The 19,275-nt window shown below is 72.0% G+C and carries 16 protein-coding genes; 10 read left to right on the forward strand and 6 right to left on the reverse strand.

Translation table 11 applies throughout. The features are described 5' to 3' along the window. Nucleotides 1–6 precede the first annotated feature (6 nt). A complete protein-coding gene (deoC, locus tag RAN62_RS14055; RefSeq protein ID WP_305785030.1) occupies nt 7–933 on the reverse strand; it encodes a deoxyribose-phosphate aldolase in 927 nt (308 codons plus the stop codon). A gap of 61 nt (nt 934–994) precedes the next feature. On the opposite strand from deoC, the gene upp reads away from it, so the two are divergent. After that, nucleotides 995–1,627, forward strand: coding sequence for a uracil phosphoribosyltransferase (gene upp, locus RAN62_RS14060; RefSeq protein WP_305785031.1), 633 nt, complete (start codon nt 995–997; stop codon nt 1,625–1,627). Here the strand turns inward: upp and RAN62_RS14065 are convergent. Next, complete coding sequence (locus RAN62_RS14065; RefSeq protein WP_305785032.1) at nt 1,624–2,109, reverse strand: NUDIX hydrolase; 486 nt, start codon at nt 2,107–2,109, stop codon at nt 1,624–1,626. The genes upp and RAN62_RS14065 overlap by 4 nt on opposite strands. 62 nt (nt 2,110–2,171) lie before the next feature. Here RAN62_RS14065 and RAN62_RS14070 point away from each other — a divergent pair, with 62 nt between their 5' ends. Genes RAN62_RS14070 through RAN62_RS14080 form a run of 3 tightly spaced genes read left to right on the forward strand, consistent with a single transcriptional unit; the run spans nt 2,172 to nt 7,231 of the window. Continuing rightward, nucleotides 2,172–5,591 (forward strand): bifunctional glycosyltransferase/CDP-glycerol:glycerophosphate glycerophosphotransferase, encoded by a 3,420-nt coding sequence (locus tag RAN62_RS14070; RefSeq protein ID WP_305785033.1) that lies wholly within the window; start codon nt 2,172–2,174, stop codon nt 5,589–5,591. Beyond that, entirely contained in the window at nt 5,588–6,487 is a 900-nt protein-coding gene (locus RAN62_RS14075) for a GT-D fold domain-containing glycosyltransferase (RefSeq protein WP_305785034.1), read from the forward strand. The genes RAN62_RS14070 and RAN62_RS14075 overlap by 4 nt, the downstream gene beginning before the upstream one ends. A gap of 57 nt (nt 6,488–6,544) precedes the next feature. Next, nucleotides 6,545–7,231, forward strand: coding sequence for a GOLPH3/VPS74 family protein (locus tag RAN62_RS14080; protein WP_305785035.1), 687 nt, complete (start codon nt 6,545–6,547; stop codon nt 7,229–7,231). A 53-nt stretch (nt 7,232–7,284) separates the two neighbouring features. On the opposite strand, the gene RAN62_RS14085 is transcribed toward RAN62_RS14080, so the two are convergent. Then, a complete protein-coding gene (locus tag RAN62_RS14085; protein ID WP_305785036.1) occupies nt 7,285–8,916 on the reverse strand; it encodes a phospho-sugar mutase in 1,632 nt (543 codons plus the stop codon). Nucleotides 8,917–8,974: 58 nt separating this feature from the next. Continuing rightward, on the reverse strand, nt 8,975–10,930 hold the full coding sequence (locus RAN62_RS14090; RefSeq protein ID WP_305785037.1) for a serine/threonine-protein kinase: 1,956 nt from the start codon (nt 10,928–10,930) through the stop codon (nt 8,975–8,977). 186 nt (nt 10,931–11,116) lie between these two features. Between RAN62_RS14090 and RAN62_RS14095 the strand changes: the two genes are divergently transcribed. Both RAN62_RS14095 and RAN62_RS14100 read left to right on the forward strand, forming a co-directional pair. Beyond that, complete coding sequence (locus RAN62_RS14095) at nt 11,117–12,688, forward strand: acyl-CoA mutase large subunit family protein (RefSeq protein ID WP_305785038.1); 1,572 nt, start codon at nt 11,117–11,119, stop codon at nt 12,686–12,688. 112 nt (nt 12,689–12,800) lie between these two features. Then, the gene (locus tag RAN62_RS14100; RefSeq protein WP_305785039.1) at nt 12,801–14,060 is read left to right on the forward strand and encodes an amidohydrolase; all 1,260 of its coding nucleotides are present in this window, start codon (nt 12,801–12,803) and stop codon (nt 14,058–14,060) included. Here the strand turns inward: RAN62_RS14100 and RAN62_RS14105 are convergent. Further along, entirely contained in the window at nt 14,057–14,878 is an 822-nt protein-coding gene (locus RAN62_RS14105) for a DUF4349 domain-containing protein (RefSeq protein WP_305785040.1), read from the reverse strand. The two genes, RAN62_RS14100 and RAN62_RS14105, sit on opposite strands and share 4 nt — an antisense overlap. A 109-nt stretch (nt 14,879–14,987) precedes the next feature. Between RAN62_RS14105 and RAN62_RS14110 the strand changes: the two genes are divergently transcribed. The 4 genes from RAN62_RS14110 to RAN62_RS14125 all read left to right on the forward strand — a co-directional run bounded on the left by RAN62_RS14110 (nt 14,988) and on the right by RAN62_RS14125 (nt 18,725). Further along, nucleotides 14,988–15,620 (forward strand): MBL fold metallo-hydrolase, encoded by a 633-nt coding sequence (locus RAN62_RS14110; protein WP_305785041.1) that lies wholly within the window; start codon nt 14,988–14,990, stop codon nt 15,618–15,620. Nucleotides 15,621–15,635: 15 nt separating this feature from the next. Further along, nucleotides 15,636–16,601 carry a hypothetical protein gene (locus RAN62_RS14115; RefSeq protein WP_305785300.1) on the forward strand — a complete coding sequence of 322 codons (966 nt, stop codon included), beginning with the start codon at nt 15,636–15,638 and terminating at the stop codon, nt 16,599–16,601. A gap of 43 nt (nt 16,602–16,644) precedes the next feature. After that, nucleotides 16,645–17,382, forward strand: a complete 738-nt coding sequence (locus tag RAN62_RS14120; protein ID WP_305785042.1) for an SCO6745 family protein — start codon at nt 16,645–16,647, stop codon at nt 17,380–17,382. A 386-nt stretch (nt 17,383–17,768) separates the two neighbouring features. Continuing rightward, nucleotides 17,769–18,725 (forward strand): GNAT family N-acetyltransferase, encoded by a 957-nt coding sequence (locus RAN62_RS14125; protein ID WP_305785043.1) that lies wholly within the window; start codon nt 17,769–17,771, stop codon nt 18,723–18,725. 13 nt (nt 18,726–18,738) lie between these two features. Here RAN62_RS14125 and RAN62_RS14130 read toward each other — a convergent pair whose 3' ends face one another. After that, a complete protein-coding gene (locus RAN62_RS14130) occupies nt 18,739–19,200 on the reverse strand; it encodes a gamma-glutamylcyclotransferase (RefSeq protein ID WP_305785044.1) in 462 nt (153 codons plus the stop codon). Nucleotides 19,201–19,275: the final 75 nt, after the last annotated feature.

Here is a 19,275-nt window from a genome sequence, read left to right on the forward strand (position 1 = left end):
GGCGCCTCAGTCCAGCGTGAAGTAGTCGGGGCCGGCGTAGTGGCCGGTCGTGAGCTTGGTGCGCTGCATGAGCAGATCGTTGAGCAGGGACGACGCGCCGAAGCGGAACCAGTCGGGATCGAGCCAGTCGTCGCCCGCCGTCTCGTGGATCATCACCAGGTATTTGACGGCGTCCTTGGTCGTCCGGATGCCGCCGGCCGGCTTCACACCCACCTGACGTCCCGTTTTCGCCCGGAAGTCCCGCACCGCCTCGAGCATGACCAGCGTCACGGGCAGCGTGGCCGCCAGCGGCACCTTGCCCGTGGAGGTCTTGATGAAGTCGGCGCCGGCCAGCATGGCCAGCCAGGAGGCGCGGCGCACGTTGTCGTAGGTGCCCAGCTCGCCCGTCTCGAGGATGACCTTGAGATGCGCGGCGCCGCAGGCCTCCTTGACGGCGACGATCTCCTCGAAGACCTTGTCGTAGTGCCCGGCCAGGAACTCGCCGCGGCTGATGACCATGTCGATCTCGTCGGCCCCGGCGGCGACGGCGTCGCGGGTGTCGGCGAGCTTGACGTCGAGCGGCGCCTGCCCGGACGGGAACGCGGTCGCGACGCTGGCCAGGTGCACTCCGCTGCCGGCCAGCACCTCCGCCGCGGGCGGAACCATGGCCGGATAGACGCAGACGGCGGCGACCGGTGGGCAGGACGCGTCGGCCGGGTCGGGGCGCAGCGCCTTGGCGGCCAGAGCCTGCACCTTGCCGGGGGTGTCGGCGCCCTCGAGCGTGGTCAGGTCGACCATCCGGATCGCCAGGTCGATGGCGGCGGCCTTGGCGGTCGTCTTCACCGAGCGGGTGCCGAGCGCGGCGGCGCGGGACTCCAGGCCGACCTTGTCGACCCCGGGCAGCCCGTGCAGGAGGGACCGGAGATCGAGTCCGGCCGGAGTCGTCACAGTCATGAGAGGAATTCTACGCGGCCCACCGACAGTTGATCTTGGTGAACCCCGGTAGGTTGTCGGCGTGGACGTACTCGTCGTAGATCACCCGCTGGCTCAGACCCGACTCACCGCGATGCGCAAGGCCGAGACCGACCCCGGGGTCTTCCGGGCGGCCCTGCACGAGCTGACGACGATGGTGGTCTACGAGGCCGCGCGCACGTTCGCCACCGAGAGCTACCCGATCGAGACGCCGGTCGCGCCGACGCAGGGCAGCCGCCTGGCCAACCCGCCGCTGATCGTGCCCGTGCTCCGCGCCGGCCTCGGCATGGCGGACTCCGCGCTGGCGCTGATCCCCGAGTCGTCGATGGGCTTCGTGGGCCTGGCCCGCGACGAGCAGACCTTCGAGCCGCGGGCCTACATGGAGTCGCTGCCGGCCGACCTCTCCGGCCAGCCGGTGCTGGTGCTCGACCCGATGGTGGCGACGGGCGGCTCGCTGATCCACTGCTGTCAGCTGCTGGTCGACCGCGGCTGCACCGACATCATCATCGGCTGCGTGCTGGCCGCTCCCGAGGGCATCGCGCGGCTGCGCGACTCGGGCCTGCCGTTGCGCCTGGTCACGGCCAGCATCGACGAGGGCCTGAACGAGAAGATGTACATCGTCCCGGGCCTCGGCGACGCCGGCGACCGCCAGTTCGGCGGACATCGCCGCTTCTAAGCAGAAAACGACCAGGATTGGGCTCGGCCGTTCGCGAAGGGCATCACCCCGTGGAACGGCCGCGGCTCCGAAGCGAAGACCAGCGGCAGGAAGTGCCGGTCCGACTCCCACATCGGCAGCTCCCCGGCCAGCACGGCGGACACGTCCACCCAGTGCAGGCTGCCCTCGTCGTTCCCGGTCAGCGGCGTCCCGCTCCACGCCGGCACGCGGAAGAGGAAGCCGAACCAGTTCGCCCCGTCACGCCCGAAGCCCGGCCACGAGACCGTGCCCGCGAAATCGACGACGTCGCAGGTCAGCCCCGACTCCTCGAGGATCTCCCGGCGCATCCCGGCGACCACGTCCTCGTCCGGCTCCAGCTTGCCGCCGAGCCCGTTGTAGTACCCGAAGTGCTGGTCGTCCGGGCGGGCGTCCCGCCGGATCATCAGCACCTGCTTGCCGTCCGCCGAGAGCACATAACCGAGCGTCGCCAGGATCGATTGCACGGCTGAGTGTAGAACCCGGCAAATCACCGCAACGAGCCACGACCGGGCCATAACCTGTCGTAATGAGTTCGGTGCTCAGCGTCGTCGTGCCCGTCTACAACGTGGCGCCCTATCTGGAGGAGTGCCTGGCGTCACTGGCCGGGCAGTACCGCGACGCGCTGGAAGTCATCGTGGTCGACGACGGGTCGACCGACGGGAGCGCCGCGATCGCCGAGCGCTTCGTCGCCGGGGACAGCCGGTTCCAGCTGATCCGCCAGGCGAACGCCGGCCTCGGAGCGGCCCGGAACGCGGGCACGGCTCAGGCGACGGGCGAGTTCCTGATGTTCGCCGACAGCGACGACGTCCTGGCCCCGTACGCCGCGGAGCTGCTCGTCGGCAGTTTGGAGCAGACGGGCTCCGACTTCTCCTGCGCCAATGTGCTGCGGCTGACGACCCGAGGGCTGAGCCAGTCGCCGATGCACCGGGCGCCCTTCGCCGTGACGGCCCTCAGCACGCACGTCAGCCGGATGCCGGTGCTGCTGGGCGACCGTACGGCGTGGAACAAGGTGTTTCGCCGCACGTTCTGGGACGCGCACGGCTTCCGGTTCCCCGAGGGCGTGCTCTACGAGGACATCCCGGTGACCGTGCCCGCGCACGTGCTGGCCCGAGCGGTCGACGTGCTGGCGGCGCCGGTCTACTACTGGCGCGAGCGCGAGGGCCCGGACAAGTCGATCACCCAGCGCCGGGAGGAGCTGCCCGCCTTCATCGACCGGCTGACCAACTGCTGGCAGGTCAGCCGCGTGCTCGGCGAGGCGGGTCACCACGGCCTCAAGCGCCGGTACGACGAGTCGGTCCTGCGCAGCGACCTGATGCTCTTCCTCCGAGTGCTCCCGCGGGTCGACGCCGAGTACCGCGAGGTGTTCCTCGAACGTACCAATGCCTACCTCGACACGATCGACGCCGAAGCGATCCTGGAGCTGCCGGCCGTCGAGCGCGTGCTGTGGACATTGGTCCGCAACCGCATGCTTCCGCAGCTGCTCGACATGGTCCCCGAGCTACGCCGCCAGCGCCGCATCGCCCGCCGGGGACTGCGCCGCTACCACGACATGGACCTGCTGCACGCCAAGCTGCCCCAGCTACCGCCCGAGATGTTCCTCGCCGGCACTCCCCGCCCGCGCAGCAAGGTGCACGACGTCACGTGGGACGACGGCAAGCTGCGCATCCGCGGGCACGCCTTCATTCCCGGCCAGCCCGCGAACCTGCCGTTCAGCACGTCGCGGCTGATCTGGATGAAACAGGTGGGCGGCGGCCGCACCACGCGCCGGATCCCGCTGGTCACGCGGCGGTGCGTCGATGCGACGGCGGACCACGGTTCGGTACGGACCGCGTACGACTGGTCGGGCTTCGAAGCTCTTCTGGATCCCGAGGCCCTGCGCACCGACGGGGGCGAGTGGCGCGACGGGGACTGGACCGTGGTCGTCGGCGTGGTCGGGCTGGGCCGCAAGAGCAAGGGCGCGCTGGAGATCGGGCAGCCCGCGCAGCCGGTCGCGCTGACGCCGCTGGACCGCGGGGACGTGCGGATCGTCCCGCACATTGCCGAGGGGCGGCTGCGGCTGCGGGTCGAGCGGGTGCGGGCGTGGGTGACCGGGCTGCGCGCCGACGGGGACGACCTCGTGGTGGAGGGCACGGGCGCCATGAGGGAAATCACGCTGTCCCGGGTGCCGGGCGTCGTGTGGCGCCGCTATCAGGCTGAGGGCGAGGGAGAGCGCTTCCACTTCCGCATCCCCGCGTCGGATCTTAGTTGCGCGGTGCCGGCGCTTCGAGTCGGTGAGCCGGCCGATCGCTGGACCATCGGGGCGTGCGCCATGGCGGGCGAGGTCGCTCCCGTCGAGATGCGGAGACGCACCATGCACCTGCATGCGTCGCGCACCGGCGAGGCGGTGCTGATCGCGCTGCCGACCGGTCCGGTGCTGACGGGTCTCTCGTCCGAGGGGCGCCGGTTCCGGTTCAGCGGCCGCCTGCACGGCCGGTCCGCGGAGGGCTTCCAGCTGATCCTGCGTACGGGCAACGGCCGCGACCTGAAAGCCTTCCCGGTCACCCCGGACGGCGACTCGTGGGCCGTCGAGGTCGACCCGGTCGCGATCCCGGCCTTCGGGGCGGCGGTCCGCATGCGCGCGGGCACGTGGCAGGTCCTGTGCCGCACCGGTACGGGCCCGGCCGAACCGCTGCCCGCCACGGCGACCGCCATCGCCGCCCTGCCCCTGCCGCTCGCCGGGGACGCCCCGCGCACCTCCCTCGAATGGCTGGGCGACGAGCGCGTGGTGCTCCGCATCCGGTCGGCGCTCGCGGACGAGGAGCGTGGCAAGCATCACCAGGCCGAGCTCCGCACGCGGCACTACCCGGCGACCCGCAAGCAGCCCCTGCGCGAGGTCGTCCTCTACAACAGCTTCACCGGCCGCCAGTACTCCGACAGCCCCCGCGCTGTCCACCGCGAGCTCCTCGCCCGCAGCCTGCCGCTCGAGCACCAATGGGTGTCCGTCGACGGCCAGGCGCCGCTGCCGCACAGCGCCGAGCCCGTGGCCCTGTGGAGCAAGCGCTGGTACGAGTCCCTGGCCACGTCCCGCTACATCGTCACCAATCAGCATCTCCCCGAGTGGTTCCGCCGCCGGGACGGTCAGGTGGTCGTGCAGACGTGGCACGGGACACCGCTCAAGCGCATCGGCTTCGACATCGAGGACGTGCAGTTCACCGATCGTCGTTACCTGGAGAAGCTGACCGAGGAGGCGCCGAACTGGAGCTTCCTCGTGTCACCGAACACCTTCAGCACACCGTTGCTGCGCCGCGCCTTCCGGTTCGGCGGGGAGATTTTGGAGATCGGTTACCCCCGCAACGACGTGCTCTTCGAGGACCGGTCCGAAATCACCGAGCGGGTCCGGGCCGCCGTCGGCCTCCCGCCCGGCCGCAAGATCATCCTGTACGCCCCCACGTGGCGCGACGACGAGTACGCCGGCGGCGCGTACCGGATGAGCCTGCAGCTCGACCTGGCCGACGCCGAGGCGCGCCTCGGGGCCGACCACGTGCTGCTGGTGCGCCGCCACCCCAACGTGATCGACGAGATCCCGGGCGCCGGTGACGGCTTCGTCCACGACGTGTCGGGCTATCCGGACATGGCCGACCTGCTGGCCGCGGCCGACATCCTCGTCACGGACTACTCGTCGGTGATGTTCGACTTCGCCAGCACGGGACGGCCCATGCTCTTCTTCACGTACGACCTCGCCTACTACCGCGACGAGCTGCGCGGCTTCTACTTCGACTTCGAGGCCGAGGCGCCGGGCCCGCTGCTCGCCACGTCGGCCGAGGTGGTGGACGCCGTCCGGGACATCGACGTCGTGGCCGGGCGCTACGCCGACCGGTACGCCGCGTTCGCCGCGAAGGCCAGCGACCTCGACGACGGGCACGCGGCCGCGCGGCTGGCCGACCGGATGCTGGGGGCCGCCCGATGAGCGTCTGGCGCCGGACAAAGAAGGTCATCAAGAGCCGGCTCGAGCCCGATCCGCGCCTGCTGAAGGCGGCCGAGCAGACGAACTCCCTGCTCTACGACATCCGCTGGGAGCTCAAGGAGCAGCGCAAATATCTCGAGGCGTTCCGCGCCTTCGCGTCCACCGCGATGTTCGCCGAGATCCGCGAGTTCACCGAGGCGCAGCAGCTGGGCTTCGAGGACACCATGCGCCGCGTCGCGCACGACCGGGTGAGCCTGGCCCGCTTCGGCGACGGCGAGCTGAAGATCATGCTCCGGCCGCAGTACAACCTGCGCTTCCAGCCGTGGTCGGCCGGGTTGGCCGGGGACCTGCGGGCGGTGCTCGAGATGGACGGGTACGACCCGGAGCGGTTGCTGGTCGGCTTCCCGTACACCTTCCGCGACGCGCACTGGACCTCCGTCTGGCTCGACATCTGGCCCGAGGTCAAGCCGTTGCTCAACCCGCACGTCCAGTACGGGACCGCGCACGTGTCCCGGCCGATCTACTTCTCGCATCTCGGCCACCGGGGCGCCCAGTTGTGGCGGGACGTGTGGGACGGGCAGCAGGTCGTGATCGTCACCGGGGAGGGCTCGCGCTTCCACCTCGAGCCGGCGCTCTTCGGCAACACCAAGTCGATCGACTTCGTGTACTCGGCGGCGAAGGATGCGTACTCGGACCTGCCGCGTCTTCTGGACAAGCTCGGCGACCACGATCCCGACAGGCTGTATCTCCTCGCTCTCGGACCGTGCGGAACGCTCGTCGCCGCGTGGCTCGCGCAGCGCGGCCGCTGGGCGGTCGACATGGGGCATATCAGCGAGAGCTGGGCAAACGTGTTCGCGGGCGGCGCCTGGCCCGAAGCGCTCGAGGTGGTCCGCAAGTAGTCCGATCCCCGACCTCCGGCCATTGCGCCGGTGACACCGGCCACTATCGTTTGCGACATGACCTCCATCGCGCTCGCTGAGGAACTCCTCCTCCTCGCGTATGACGACCGGACCGGCAAGGCGACCGGTTCCCGCATCGGACTCGACCTCGGCATGGCCGCGGCGGTGCTGGTCGACCTCGCGCTGGCCGGTCGGGTCGCGTACGTGGCCGGGAACCTCGTCGTCAACGACCCCACCCCGACGGGCGACCCGATCGCCGACCGGATCCTCGAGAAGGCCGCCGCGGACGACCCGCACACCCCCGCCCAGTGGGTGCAGCGTTTGCGGCACCGCCTGCGCCAGCACGTGCTCGACGACCTCATCGCCCGCGGCGTGGTCCAGGACGTGGACGAGACCCAGATGGACGGCTACGTCCACGTCCACCGCTATCCGACCTGCGACCCGGCCTTCGAGGCGGAGATCCGCAAGCGGCTGGCCGACGCGCTCACCACGAACGAGATCCCGGACGAGCGCACGGCCGCCCTCTGCACCCTGCTGGTGGCCACCCGCATGGAGCCCGCCCTGCGCCTGCCCCCGGAGGAGGCGGTGAAGGCCCACGAGCGCCTCGAGCAGATCGCCAGCGGCGCCGGCTTCTCGGGCACCGGCAACCTGGAGGACTCGATCGTCCGCCCGAGCGTCGCCCTGGTCGTCGCCACCCTGAGCCGGGCCATCACCGCCGCCCTCGGCGTCCCCAAGGTCATCTGACCCCCGCCGCAAGCGAGCGGCCCGGCGCGGGGAGGACGCGCCGGGCGCCCGCGTCAGCGGCCCAGGGCCCGGGTGACCTCGCCGCGCAGCTGGGCCATCTCGGCGCCCGCCTTGAACTGGGCGTTGATCAGCTTGCCGGTGACCGGGACGATCACCTCGAGGTAGGCCTTGAGCTTCGGCTCGGTGCCCGACGGGCGGACCACCACGCGGATGCGGTCGGTGCGCAGGGTCACCACGTTGTCGGCCGCGCGGTCCTCGACGGCGGTGACCGGCTCGCCCGACAGCTCCTTGGGCGGGTTCGCGCGCAGGTGGGCCATCATGGCGGCGATCTCGTCGAGCCGGTCGACGCGGATGGAGACCTGGTCGGTGCGGTGGACGCCGAACTCGGTGTCGAGCTCGTCGAGCCGGCTCAGCAGCGTCTTGCCCGCGGCCTTGAGGCTCGCGGCGAGGTCGGCGACGACGAGGGCCGCGGTGATGCCGTCCTTGTCGCGGACCAGGCCCGGGGCGACGCAGTAGCCGAGCGCCTCCTCGTAGCCGAAGGCCAGGTCCTCGTCGGCCCGGACGATCCACTTGAAGCCGGTGAGGGTCTCCTCGTACGCCACGCCGCGCGCCCGGGCGAGAGCGCCGAGGCGGCTGGAGGAGACGATGGTCGTGGCGTAGGTGCCGGGGGTGCCGCGCTGGATCAGGTGATCCGCGAGGAGGACTCCCAGCTCGTCCCCGGTGAGCGGGCGCCAGCTTTCCCCCAGGGGTACGGCCACCGCGCACCGGTCCGCGTCGGGGTCATTGGCGATGGCGAGATCCGCGCCCGTCTCGGCCGCCAGCGCCAGCAGCAGATCCATGGCGCCCTTCTCCTCGGGGTTGGGGAAGGCGACGGTCGGGAAGTCGGGGTCGGGCTCCGCCTGCTCGGCCACGACCGCCGGAGTGCTGAACCCCGCCGCGGCGAAGGCCGCCGTCAGCACCGGGCCACCGACACCGTGCAGCGGCGTGTACGCGACAGTGAGCTCCCGGGGGCCGCTCCCGGCGACCGCGGCGGCGCTGGTCGCGTACCCCTGGATGAGCTCTTCGCCCAGCACCTCGCCGGGGTCGCCCAGCGGCACCTCGGTGACCGAGGTGACCGCCCGGATGGCGGCCTCGATGCCCGCGTCGGCGGGCGGGACGATCTGCGCGCCCGCCCCGGCCGGTCCGCCGAGCTGCGCGCCCAGATAGACCTTGTAGCCGTTGTCCTGCGGCGGGTTGTGGCTCGCGGTGACCATGACGCCCGCGACCGCGCCGAGCTCCCGGACGGCGTAGGCCAGCACCGGCGTGGGCAGCGGGCGGGGGAGTAGCAGCGCGGGCCGGCCGGCGCCGGTGGCCACCCGGGCGGTCCGCTCGGCGAACTCCCGGGAGCCGTGGCGGGCGTCGTAGCCGATGACCAGCGGGCCCTTGCCGTCGCCGGCGGCGAGCCAGGCGACCAGGCCGGCGGCGGCGCGGGTGACCACGGCCAGGTTCATGCCGTTGGGCCCGGCCCGGAGCCGGCCGCGCAGCCCGGCGGTGCCGAAGGTGAGCGGGCCCGCGAACCGGTCGGCGAGCTCCGCCTCGGTCGCCGGGAGCCGGTCCAGCAGGTCCTGCAGCTCGGCCCGGCCGGCCGGGTCGGGGTCGTCGGCCAGCCAGGTCGTGGCCAGCGTGCGGAGGTCGTCAGTCGCCATGCTCTGTGGATAGCACGGCGGCGGACCCGGCGCGGCCGAGGGGCCGAAGCCCCCCGGCTCAGCCGATGGTGAAGCTCTTGACCATGGCGTCGAAGACCGGCCGGCTCTCGGCGAACTGCTCCTCGGTGCTGGTCATGTAGAACGAGTAGGCCTTGCCGTCCTGGATGACCGCGCCCCACAGCCCGTGGCGGGTGGTGGAGCAGGTGTATTCCAGCACTCCGCCCGGCTGCCCGTTGACCTCCTGGTTGGCCAGGCCGACCCGGGCGTAGGGCTTCGGGCAGCTGGAGCCCTTCTTCTTCAGGCCGCTCTCGGCGACCTTGAGGAAGCTCTGCGGCGTGGCCTTGGACGAGGCGTCCTCGATCAGCAGCCGGACCTTGCGGTCGTTGTCCGGATCCACGAAGTCGACCCAGGTGGCGCCGCTGGCCGTCTTCTTCTCCCAGCCCTGCGGCACGTCGACCGAGGTGCCCCGGCCCTTGTACTGCTGGGTGGCCCCGGCGGCCGCGGCCGGCGCGGAGGCCTGGGGTGCGCTGGTGTTGGTGGTCTCGGGGTCGCCGCCGCCGGTGGAGACCAGCACGATGACCAGCACCACCAGGAGCGCGGCGGCGCTGGCGGCGATGATCTGGGTGTTGCGCGGCCAGCCCTTGACCGTGGTGACGGCCTTGGCGGAGGTGTCGCGCACGGCGGTGACCGTCTGGTCGATCATCCGCTTGCGCTTGGCGCCGGGGCTCATCACCACGGTGCCGCCCGCGCCGGGCGCGGGGGACATCGGGTCGCGGGCGGCCCGGGCGCCGTCCCACTGCCGGCGCGGCGGGAGCATGGCGGTCGCGTCGGCGGAGCCCGGGGCGGGCGGGATGACCGAGGTGCGGTCGCCGCTGCGGGCCGGGGGCGGCGGGTAGGCGCCGGTCTTCACGTCGGCCGACGGCGTCGCCGGGGCCGGCGAGGACGCGGGGCGCTCGCCCTTCTTGATCTTCGCCAGGTGCCCGGAGAGCGACTCGCCGGGCGCGAGCATGGCCCGGCCGCCGATCTGCCCGCTGGGCTTGGGCGGGGCGGGCGGGATCGGCTGGGTCTCGGCCGCCGGCGGGCGCTGCGCCGGGACCACCGAGTAAGGGTCGGTGTGCAGGTGCGGCGGGGCCTTGCTGGCCAGCGGGCCGGCCAGCTGCTGGCGGAGCATGGTGCGCGCGGTCTGCACGTCGAAGCGGCGCGCCGGGTCCTTCTCGAGCAGGCCCATCAGCACCGGGGCCAGCGAGCCGGCCCGGACGGCGGGCGCCGGCGGGTCCTCGACGACGGCGTGCATGGTCTCGATGGGGTCGCCCTTGTCGAACGGCGGCCGGCCCTCGATCGCGGTGAAGAGTGTCACGCCGAGTGAGAAGAGGTCGCTGGGCGGGCCGAAGTCGCTGCCCATCGCGCGCTCGGGCGAGATGAAGTGCGGCGAGCCGAGCACCATGCCGGGCGTGGTCAGCTGCACGTCGGTGGGCATCCGGGCGACGCCGAAGTCGGTCAGGACGCAGCGGCCGTCGGTGCAGATCAGCACGTTGGCCGGCTTGACGTCGCGGTGCAGCACGCCGTGCGCGTGGGCGACCTCGAGCGCGCCGAGCAGGGCGATGCCGATCTTGGCGACGACCCGCGGGTTGACCGGGCCGTCCTCGATCACCATGTCCGCGAGGCTGCGCGCCTCGAGCAGCTCCATGACGATCCACGGCCGGCCGTTCTCGTGCACGACGTCGTAGACCTGCACGACGGCGGGATGCTGCAGGGCGGCGGCGGCCCGGGCCTCGCGCATGGTCCGCTCGTACATGGCGTCGCGGTCGCTGGGGGCCAGGCCGGGCGGGAGGATGACCTCCTTGATCGCCACGTCGCGGCGGAGCAGCGTGTCGGCGGCCCGCCACACGGTGCCCATGCCGCCGTGGCCGACCGCGGCCCGCAGTGTGTAACGCCCGCCGATGAGCGTGCCCGGGGCTGCGCGTCCGCTGGTCGGAGCGGTGTTCCCACTGCTCCACGTCGGGATCTGAGTCACAGAGATGCCACCGAAGGGGTTTAGGGGCGGTCGGCCAACCCCGCTATCTTGCCCGGTACCCCCCGGTTTCCGGAAGTCGGTCGCCCACTGTTTGCACAAGCTCGACAGGGCGTGATTGTCTCGTTGCATTGAGTGGAACTTTTCGGACTCTGAGTGCAAAAAGGCTCACCCTTTAGGATCACGGGTGTGAGCGCAGAGTCTGGGTTCGAGATCAAGCCGGTCTATGACAGTGGCGACCTCCCCGACGACGTCGGGGAGCGGCTCGGGCGGCCGGGTGAGTACCCCTACACCCGCGGCGTCTATCCGACGATGTACACCAAGCGCCCCTGGACGATGCGGCAGTACGCCGGCTTCGGCACCGCGGCCGAGTCCAACGCGCGTTACCACCAGCTGCTGAAGGCCGGGACCATGGGCCTCTCCGTGGCCTTCGACCTGCCCACCCAGATGGGGTACGACTCCGACGACCCGATCGCCCACGGCGAGGTCGGTAAGGTCGGGGTCGCCATCGACTCGATCGACGACATGCGGCGCCTCTTCGACGGCATCCCGCTCGACCAGGTGTCGACGTCGATGACGATCAACGCGCCGGGCTCGGTGCTCCTGCTGCTCTATCAGCTGGTCGCCGAGGAGCAGGGCGTCGCCGGCTCGGCCCTGCAGGGCACGATCCAGAACGACATCCTCAAGGAATACATCGCCCGGGGCACGTACATCTTCCCGCCCAAGCCGTCGCTGCGGCTGGTCGCGGACACGTTCGCCTACTGCCGCACCGAGATCCCGCGGTGGAACACGATCTCGATCTCCGGCTACCACATGGCCGAGGCGGGGGCCACGCCCGCGCAGGAGATCGCCTTCACCCTGGCCAACGGCATCGAGTACGTCCGGGCCGCCGTCGCCGCGGGCCTGGCGGTCGACGACTTCGCACCCCGGCTCTCGTTCTTCTTCGTGGCGCGCACCACGCTGCTGGAGGAGATCGCCAAGTTCCGCGCCGCGCGCCGCATGTGGGCCCGGATCATGCGCGAGGACTTCGGCGCGACCAACCCGAAGTCGCTCATGCTCCGCTTCCACACCCAGACCGCCGGCGTCCAGCTGACGGCTCAGCAGCCCGAGGTCAACCTCGTCCGGGTCGCGGTCCAAGCCCTGGGCGCGGTCGCCGGCGGCACGCAATCACTGCACACCAACTCGTACGACGAAGCGATCGCCCTGCCCACCGAGAAGGCGGCCCGGCTCGCGCTGCGCACCCAGCAGGTCCTCGCGTACGAGAGCGGGCTGGTCGAGACCGTGGACCCGTTCGCCGGCTCCTACGTGATCGAGGCCATGACCGACGAGGTGGAGGCGGCGGCCACGGCCCTGATCGAGCGGGTGTTCGACCACGGGTCCGCCGTGGAGGCCATCGAGCAGGGCTTCCAGAAGCAGGAGATCGAGTCGTCGGCGTACCGGATCGCCCAGCAGATCGACAGCGGGGAGCGCGTGGTCGTCGGGGTCAACCGATTCGTCTCCGACGACGACGAGCACTACGAGCCGCTGCGGGTGGACCCGAAGATCGAGGCCGACCAGGCCGCCCGGCTCGCCGCGCTGCGCTCCGACCGGGACGGTGCCGCGGTCGAGGCGGCCCTGGCCGATCTCCGCAAGGCCGCCGAGGGCACGGAGAACGTCCTGCCGCCGATGCGCGAGGCGTTGCGCCGCCGCGCCACTGTGGGAGAGGTCTGCCACACCCTCCGCGGGGTGTGGGGCGTCTATCACCCGGTAGAGCATTTCTGAACGCGGTGGAAATCCGTTGCGAGGGTATTCGTAACGGACAGCTACGAGTTTGGGTCTAAGCTGTCGCGCGTTGCGGAACATGGAGAGACGAGACGACGGAAGCGATCATCACGTGTCGAGTGCAGTGAAGGCGTCCGAGGGCGCCCCGGCGGCGCCGTTCCCGGGCCCGCCCCCCGGAGCCGAACCCCTGCCCGGTCAGCTGGACCGCTGGCTCACCGCGCACGGCACGGAGCTGGTGGCGATCCGCCGCCACATCCACGCCCACCCGGAGCCGTCCTACTCCGAGTTCGCGACCGCCGAGCTGATCGCCCGGGAGCTCGCCGCGGCCGGGCTGCGCCCCGAGCTGCTGCCCGCCGGCAACGGCCTGATCTGCGACATCGGCGAGGGTGACCGGGTCATCGCCTTCCGCGCGGACCTCGACGCGCTGCCGCTGCCGGACACCAAGGACGTGCCCTACCGCTCGACCGTGCCCAACGTGACCCACGCCTGCGGTCACGACGTGCACACGACGGTGATGCTCGGGCTGGGCCTGGCGCTGGCTCAGCTCAACGAGGCCGGCGAGCTGCCCGGCCGGGTGCGCCTGATCTTCCAGCCGGCCGAGGAGGCGGTGCCCTCGGGCGCCCCGAGCGTGATCGAGGCCGGCGCGCTCAAGGACGTCGCCGCCGTGTACGCGCTGCATTGTTACCCACAGTTGCCGGCCGGGCTCGTGGGCGTACGGTCGGGGCCCTTCACCGCCGCCGCCGACACCGTCAGGGTCCGCCTGACCGGGCCGGGTGGCCACACCGCCCGCCCGCACCTGACCGCCGACCTCGTGCACGCCCTCGGCCGGGTGATCGTCGACGTGCCGTCGCTGCTGGGCCGCCGGGTCGACCCGCGCGCGGGCGTCTCGATGGTGTGGGGCGCCGTGCACGCCGGCCAGGCGTTCAACGCGATCCCGGGCGAGGGCGAGGTGCTCGGCACGGTCCGCATCCTCAACCGTGAGGCCTGGCGCGAGGCGCCCGAGCTGATCACCCGCCTGATCCGTGACGTGGTCGCGGCGACCGGCGCGGAGGCCGAGGTCATCTACACCCGCGGCGTCCCGCCGGTGATCAACGACCGGATGGCCGCCGCCGTCATCGCCGGGGCCGCGGGCGCCGCGCTCGGCGCCGACCGCGTCGTCGAGGCCGAGATCAGCATGGGCGGCGAGGACTTCGCGTTCTACCTGGAGCATGTGCCGGGCGCGATGATCCGGCTCGGCACCGGCACGCCGGGCGCGGAGAAGCATCAGGACCTGCACCAGAGCGGCTTCGACGTGGACGAGCGCTGCATCGGGTACGGGGTGCGGGTGATGGTGCACACAGCGCTGGCCGCGCTCGCCACGGCGGCCTTCTAGACGGTCTTGGCTTTTCTCCGGCGCACGACGATCACGGCGACGGGGATGGCGAGGATGACCAGCCACGGGAGCAGGAAGCCCACCGCGACTGCGACCACGTTCAGCGAGGTCAGAAAGCCGTGCCAGCCGCTGCTCAGCCCTGATTCGCTCGCCGGGGCCGTCTCCGTCGAAGGGTCGAGCAGGACGAGCGTGATCGTGGACAGCGCGGTGAGGTCGGCCAGCCGGCGCTGCTTGGCCTGCAACGACGCCAGGTCGGACTCGCGGGTCGCCACCTCGCGCTCCAGCATCACCAGGTCCTCGAGATCCTTGGCCCGGGCCAGCAGCGTGCGCCCGCTGTTGACCCGGGCCTGCTGGGTCTTGATCCGGGCGTCCAGGTCGACGGACTCCTCGGTGACGTCCTCGGTGCTGATCGCCCGCTTCTCCTCGGTGCCCAGCCCGGCGAGCTGGTCGACGACGCCGCCGAAGCTCGCCGCGGGCACGCGCAGGGTCAGCGTGGCGTCGGACGACCCGTTGGCCCCGTTGCTCGTGCGCTGGTCGCCGCCGACGAAGCCCTTGGCCCCGGCGACGATTCCGGTGGTGCGCGCGGCGGCGGCGTTGACGTCGTCCACGCGTACGGTGATGGATCCGGTGTAAACGATCGCGCGCTGGTCGACGCTCAGGTCGGGCGCCTTGGCGGGTCGGTCCTCGGCCTTCTGAGGCGCGGCCTGATCCGCCACGCCGGCCGCTCCCGACGTCTCCGCCTGATCGCTGGCACCACTGCTGCACGCCCCCAGCGCCAGCACCAATGCCAGTCCCGCTGCGATTGTCGTTCCGCGCATCGCTCCTCCGCTCCCCGTTCCGGTCTGCCCGCTGGGACGTGCGGCGCCCCCGGGGCGGTTCCGGCAGACTGCACTCTTAGTGGTCACGATTCGGCAGCGGAGGAAGCCTGTGCGCATCACGAAATACACCCACTCCTGCCTGCGCTTCGAGGGCGACGGGGTGCTCGTCGCCGATCCCGGTGCGTGGAGCGAGCGGTCCGCGCTGAACGACGCCGACGCCGTGCTGATCACCCACGAGCACGCGGACCACCTGGACGTGGACGCGCTCGCCGACGCTGTCGCCCGCCGGCCGCGGCTGCGCGTCTTCGCCCACCCCGACGTGCTGCCCACCCTGACGGCCTTCTCCGACGTGGTCACCCCGGTGCCGCCCGGCACGCGCTTCGAGGCCGCCGGCTTCACCATCTCCTCGTACGGGGGACAGCACGCCGTGATCCACGAGGACATCCCGCGCGTGGCCAACCTCGGGTTCCTGGTCTCGGACGGCGCTCAGTCGGTCTACACGCCGGGCGACTCGTTCACGGTGCCGGATGAGCATGTGGACACTTTGTTCGTACCGCTCAACGCGCCCTGGATGAAACTGAGCGAAGCGATCGACTTCGTGCGGAAGGTCAAGCCCGGGCGGGCGTACGCGCTGCACGACGCTCTGTTGACGGCCACCGGCGCCGGCGTGTCCAACGGGCACCTCGAGCGGCTCGGCGGAGTGTCCTACGCGCAGCTGGCGCCGGAAACCACGCTGGGCTGAGGCGTGGTCGTGGACATGGACGAGCTGGCCCGGCGGCTGTACGAGGCTCCGCCGGACGGCTTCGTCGCCGCACGCTCCGCGGCCGTGGCCGACGCCAAGAAGTCCGGTGATCCGCAGGCGGCCAAGCAGATCGCTGCCCTGCGCAAGCCGACCGTGGCCGCGTGGCTGGTCAACTTGCTCGCGCTGCGCCGGCCCGAGCTGATCGACGAGCTCGTGGAGCTGGCGACGGCCCTGCGCGACGCCCAGCGTGGGTTGCGGGGCGACGAGCTGCGAGAGTTGTCGGTGCAGCGGCGGCAGGTGGTGTCGTCGCTCGTCGCCGAGGCGCAGAAGCTGGCCGTGGCCTCGGATCCGGCGTTGAAGCGGGTCAAGCTGCCGACCGGCGAGGTGGAGGCGACGCTGACGGCCGCGCTGGCCGAGCCGGAGATCGCGTCGCAGGTGCGGAGCGGGCGGTTGGTGAAGGCGGCGACGTACGCGGGGTTCGGCGAGGTGCCGCGGCCGCGGTTGCGCCTGGTCACCGACGCTGAGCCTGCGTCGGCCGAGCCTTCCTCAGCCAAGCCCGATGTGGATCCGGCGCTGGGTGACTGGTCCGCGCCGGTCTCCAAGCTGGACGAGCGGCGTCATCGGGCCGAGGAGAAGGCGCTGGACGATCGGCGTCGCCGGGCCGAGGAGAAGGCGCGGGCCGAGCGGGAGGCGCGGCGGCGGGAGCTGAAACGGGAGCTGACCCAGGCCCGGCGGGCGGAGGAGAAGGCGACCGCCGCGCTGGAACAGGCCCGCGGCGCTGAGAGTGACGCAGGCCACTCCATCGATGAGATCGAGGAGCAGATCGCCGAGCTCGAACGGCAGCGGATCGTGGCGCAGGCCGAGCTGTCCCGGCGCAAGCTGGCGCGACGCTCCGCCGAACGCGATGCATCGGCCGCCCGGCGGCGCACGGGCGACGTCGAGGCAGCCATCGAAGACCTGGACGCCGATGAACCGGTCTAGCCGCCGGTTTTCCTGAACACCGGATGAAGAGCAGAATCGGGCGGTGACCCCCGAACAGGCAGCCGCCAAGGCCCGTCCGGCGCTCGCGACCGTCGCCCGGGCGTTCGCCGAGTCGCCTCGCACGCTGCAGCGCGCCCGGCTGCTGGGCCTGTCCGGCTGGGCCTACCACGTGTCCGCCCGCGCGGGCGCCCTCGGCGACGTCCGCCCCGAGACGGTCGCCGCCGCCGTCGGCTTCATCGCGCCCGACGCGATCAACGACGGCTGGGAGGCCGCCGCCAAGGTCACCCCGCCCACCGAGGTGGCCGGCTGGCACCTGCACGAGCTCCGCCAGTGGGGCGCCGCCGAGCTGGGCTCCTTCCCGCGGCTCGCGCGTCTGTCCGAGCTGGCCGGTCGGGTGGTGTCGGCCGTGGACATCTCCGCTCTGCCGCTCTTCGCGGCGTGGCGAGCCGTGCCCGTGACGTCCGAGACGCCGGGCGGGCAGGCGGCGCACCTGCTGTTCCTGCTGCACGAGCACCGGCTGGGCGTGCAGGTGGTGTCCGTGCGGGCGAGCGGCATGACACCGCTGCAGGCGATCATCGCCGGGCCCGACGGGGAGACCGAGGCCGTCGCGTTCGGGTGGCAGCCGCCCTATCCGCCGGCCGGGCCGCTCGTGCGCCGCCGGATGTGGGCCGAGTCGATCGCGGACTCGTTGAGCGGGCAGGCCTACGCGGCTCTCGACGGGCCGGAGCGGGTGGAGTTCTGCGGGCTGCTCGAAAGTCTGTCGCACCGGCTGACCTCCTGAGGCAGGCTGTCGGCGTGTCCTCCGACCTGCCTTCCGGCGTGCCCGCTGACCGGCCCTCCGTCTCGCCCTCCACCTCGGCTTCCGCTTCACCTCCCGCCTCGCCTTCCGGCTCTCCCTCCACGTCGCCTGCCGTCGCGTCCTCCGCCTCGCCTGCCGTCGCGCCTCCCGCCTCGCCTGCGGTTTCGCCCTCTGGCCTTTCCGCCGGGGCTCTTCCCGTCGGGGCTCCTCCCGCGGGGCCTCTTCCCGCCGGGTCGCTTCCCGTCGGGGCTGCTCCCGCGGGGTCTCTGCCCGCCGGGTTTCTTCCCGCCGGGTGGAGCACGCGGCGGCCGACGCTCGACGATGTCGATGAGCTGCTCGCGCTCTGCCACGCCAGCGACCTCGCCTCGGTGGGGGAGCCGGACTTCACGCCCGACGACATTCGCGAGGGCTTGACCGGGCCGAACACGGACATGAGCCGGGACTGCTGGGTGGCGCTGGACACGGCCGGCGCCATCGTGGGCTGGGGCTATCCGGGCAATGCGGACCGTGGCGACCGGGATTTTCTCGAGGTCTACGTGTGGCCGGGGCGCGGGGAGCCCGCTCTGCGGCCGCTGCTCGACCTGCTGCTCGCGCGGGCGGCCGAGCGGGGAGCCGCCTTCGGGCATGACACCTATCACGTACGGGCGGGGGCGGTCCCGACCGAGCAGGCGTGGATCGCGACCCTGACTGACGCGGGGTTCAGCTTCGTCAAGCAGCACGCGCGGATGACGGTGGCGCTCGATGCCCTGCCCGCGGCGGTCGACGGGGACCAGGTGGCCGGGCCCGCGGCGGTCGACGGGGGGACGGTGGCCGGGCCCGCGGGCTTCGTGTCGCCCGGTGGCGTGACTGTGCGCCCGGTGTTGCCTTCGGAGCTGCGGCGCTTCCACGCGACGATCGAGGAGGCGTTCCGGGACACGGATCATCACGCGACCGACTACGAGACGTGGCTCGCCCGGGTGCACGCCGAGACGAGCGTGTCGTGGGACGAGTGGCTCGTCGGGCTGGTCGACGGGGAATGGGCGGGCGTGCTCCAGTCGTCGGACTCGTCGGCGGGCGACGGCGAGGGGTGGGTGCGATCGCTGGCGGTGCTCCGGGCGTACAGGCGGAGGGGTGTGGGTGAAGCTCTGCTGCGGCGGGCCTTCGCGATCTATGCGGCCAAGGGGCGGTCGAAGGCCGGGCTGGGCGTGGACATGGCGAATCCCACCCGGGCCGCGCGGCTCTATCACCGGGTCGGCATGACGCCGCTCTATCGGGCCGACATCTATCAGCGGACGGTCCAGATCTCCGGCGTCGACGTGCGGGCCGGGCGGGGCCGCACGTCCTGACATAGCGGACGGTCTAGATCTCCGGCGTCGACGTGCGGGTCGGGCGGCGGCGCAGCTCCTGGACATAGTCGTCGGGAGCGCCGGCCTTCTCGGCGGCGTTGGCGACCTCGGAGAGGTACCACGCCGTGGGCATGCCGCCCTCGTAGCCGTCGAAGACGAACACCCCGGCGCTGACGTCACCCTCCAGCGTCGACACCCGCACGGTGAGCTTCTGATAGGTGCCCGCGGTGACGCCCTCGAGCTCCTCGAGCTGGGCCGCGTCCCACTGGTGCACGTCGTAGAGCGCGACGAAGACCCGGTCGCCGGGCGACGGCACGATCGTGGTGACAGCGCCCTCCCAGCCCAGCTCGCCCTCGCCGGCGAAGGTCAGCCGCCAGCCCTCGACCCAGCCGACCCCCACCATCGGGGAGTGCGGACAATAGGCCCGCATCCGGGCCGGATCGAGGTTTGCACCGTACGCGGCGTAATGACCCACGGCGATGACGATAGCCCGACTCATGGTTGGTGGAGAATAGAAGCCGTGCGTGTCGAGCTTCTTCGGCACGAAGCT

Source organism: Symbioplanes lichenis (assembly GCF_030709675.1).
In the GTDB taxonomy this organism is placed as follows: Bacteria; Actinomycetota; Actinomycetes; order Mycobacteriales; family Micromonosporaceae; genus Actinoplanes; species Actinoplanes lichenis.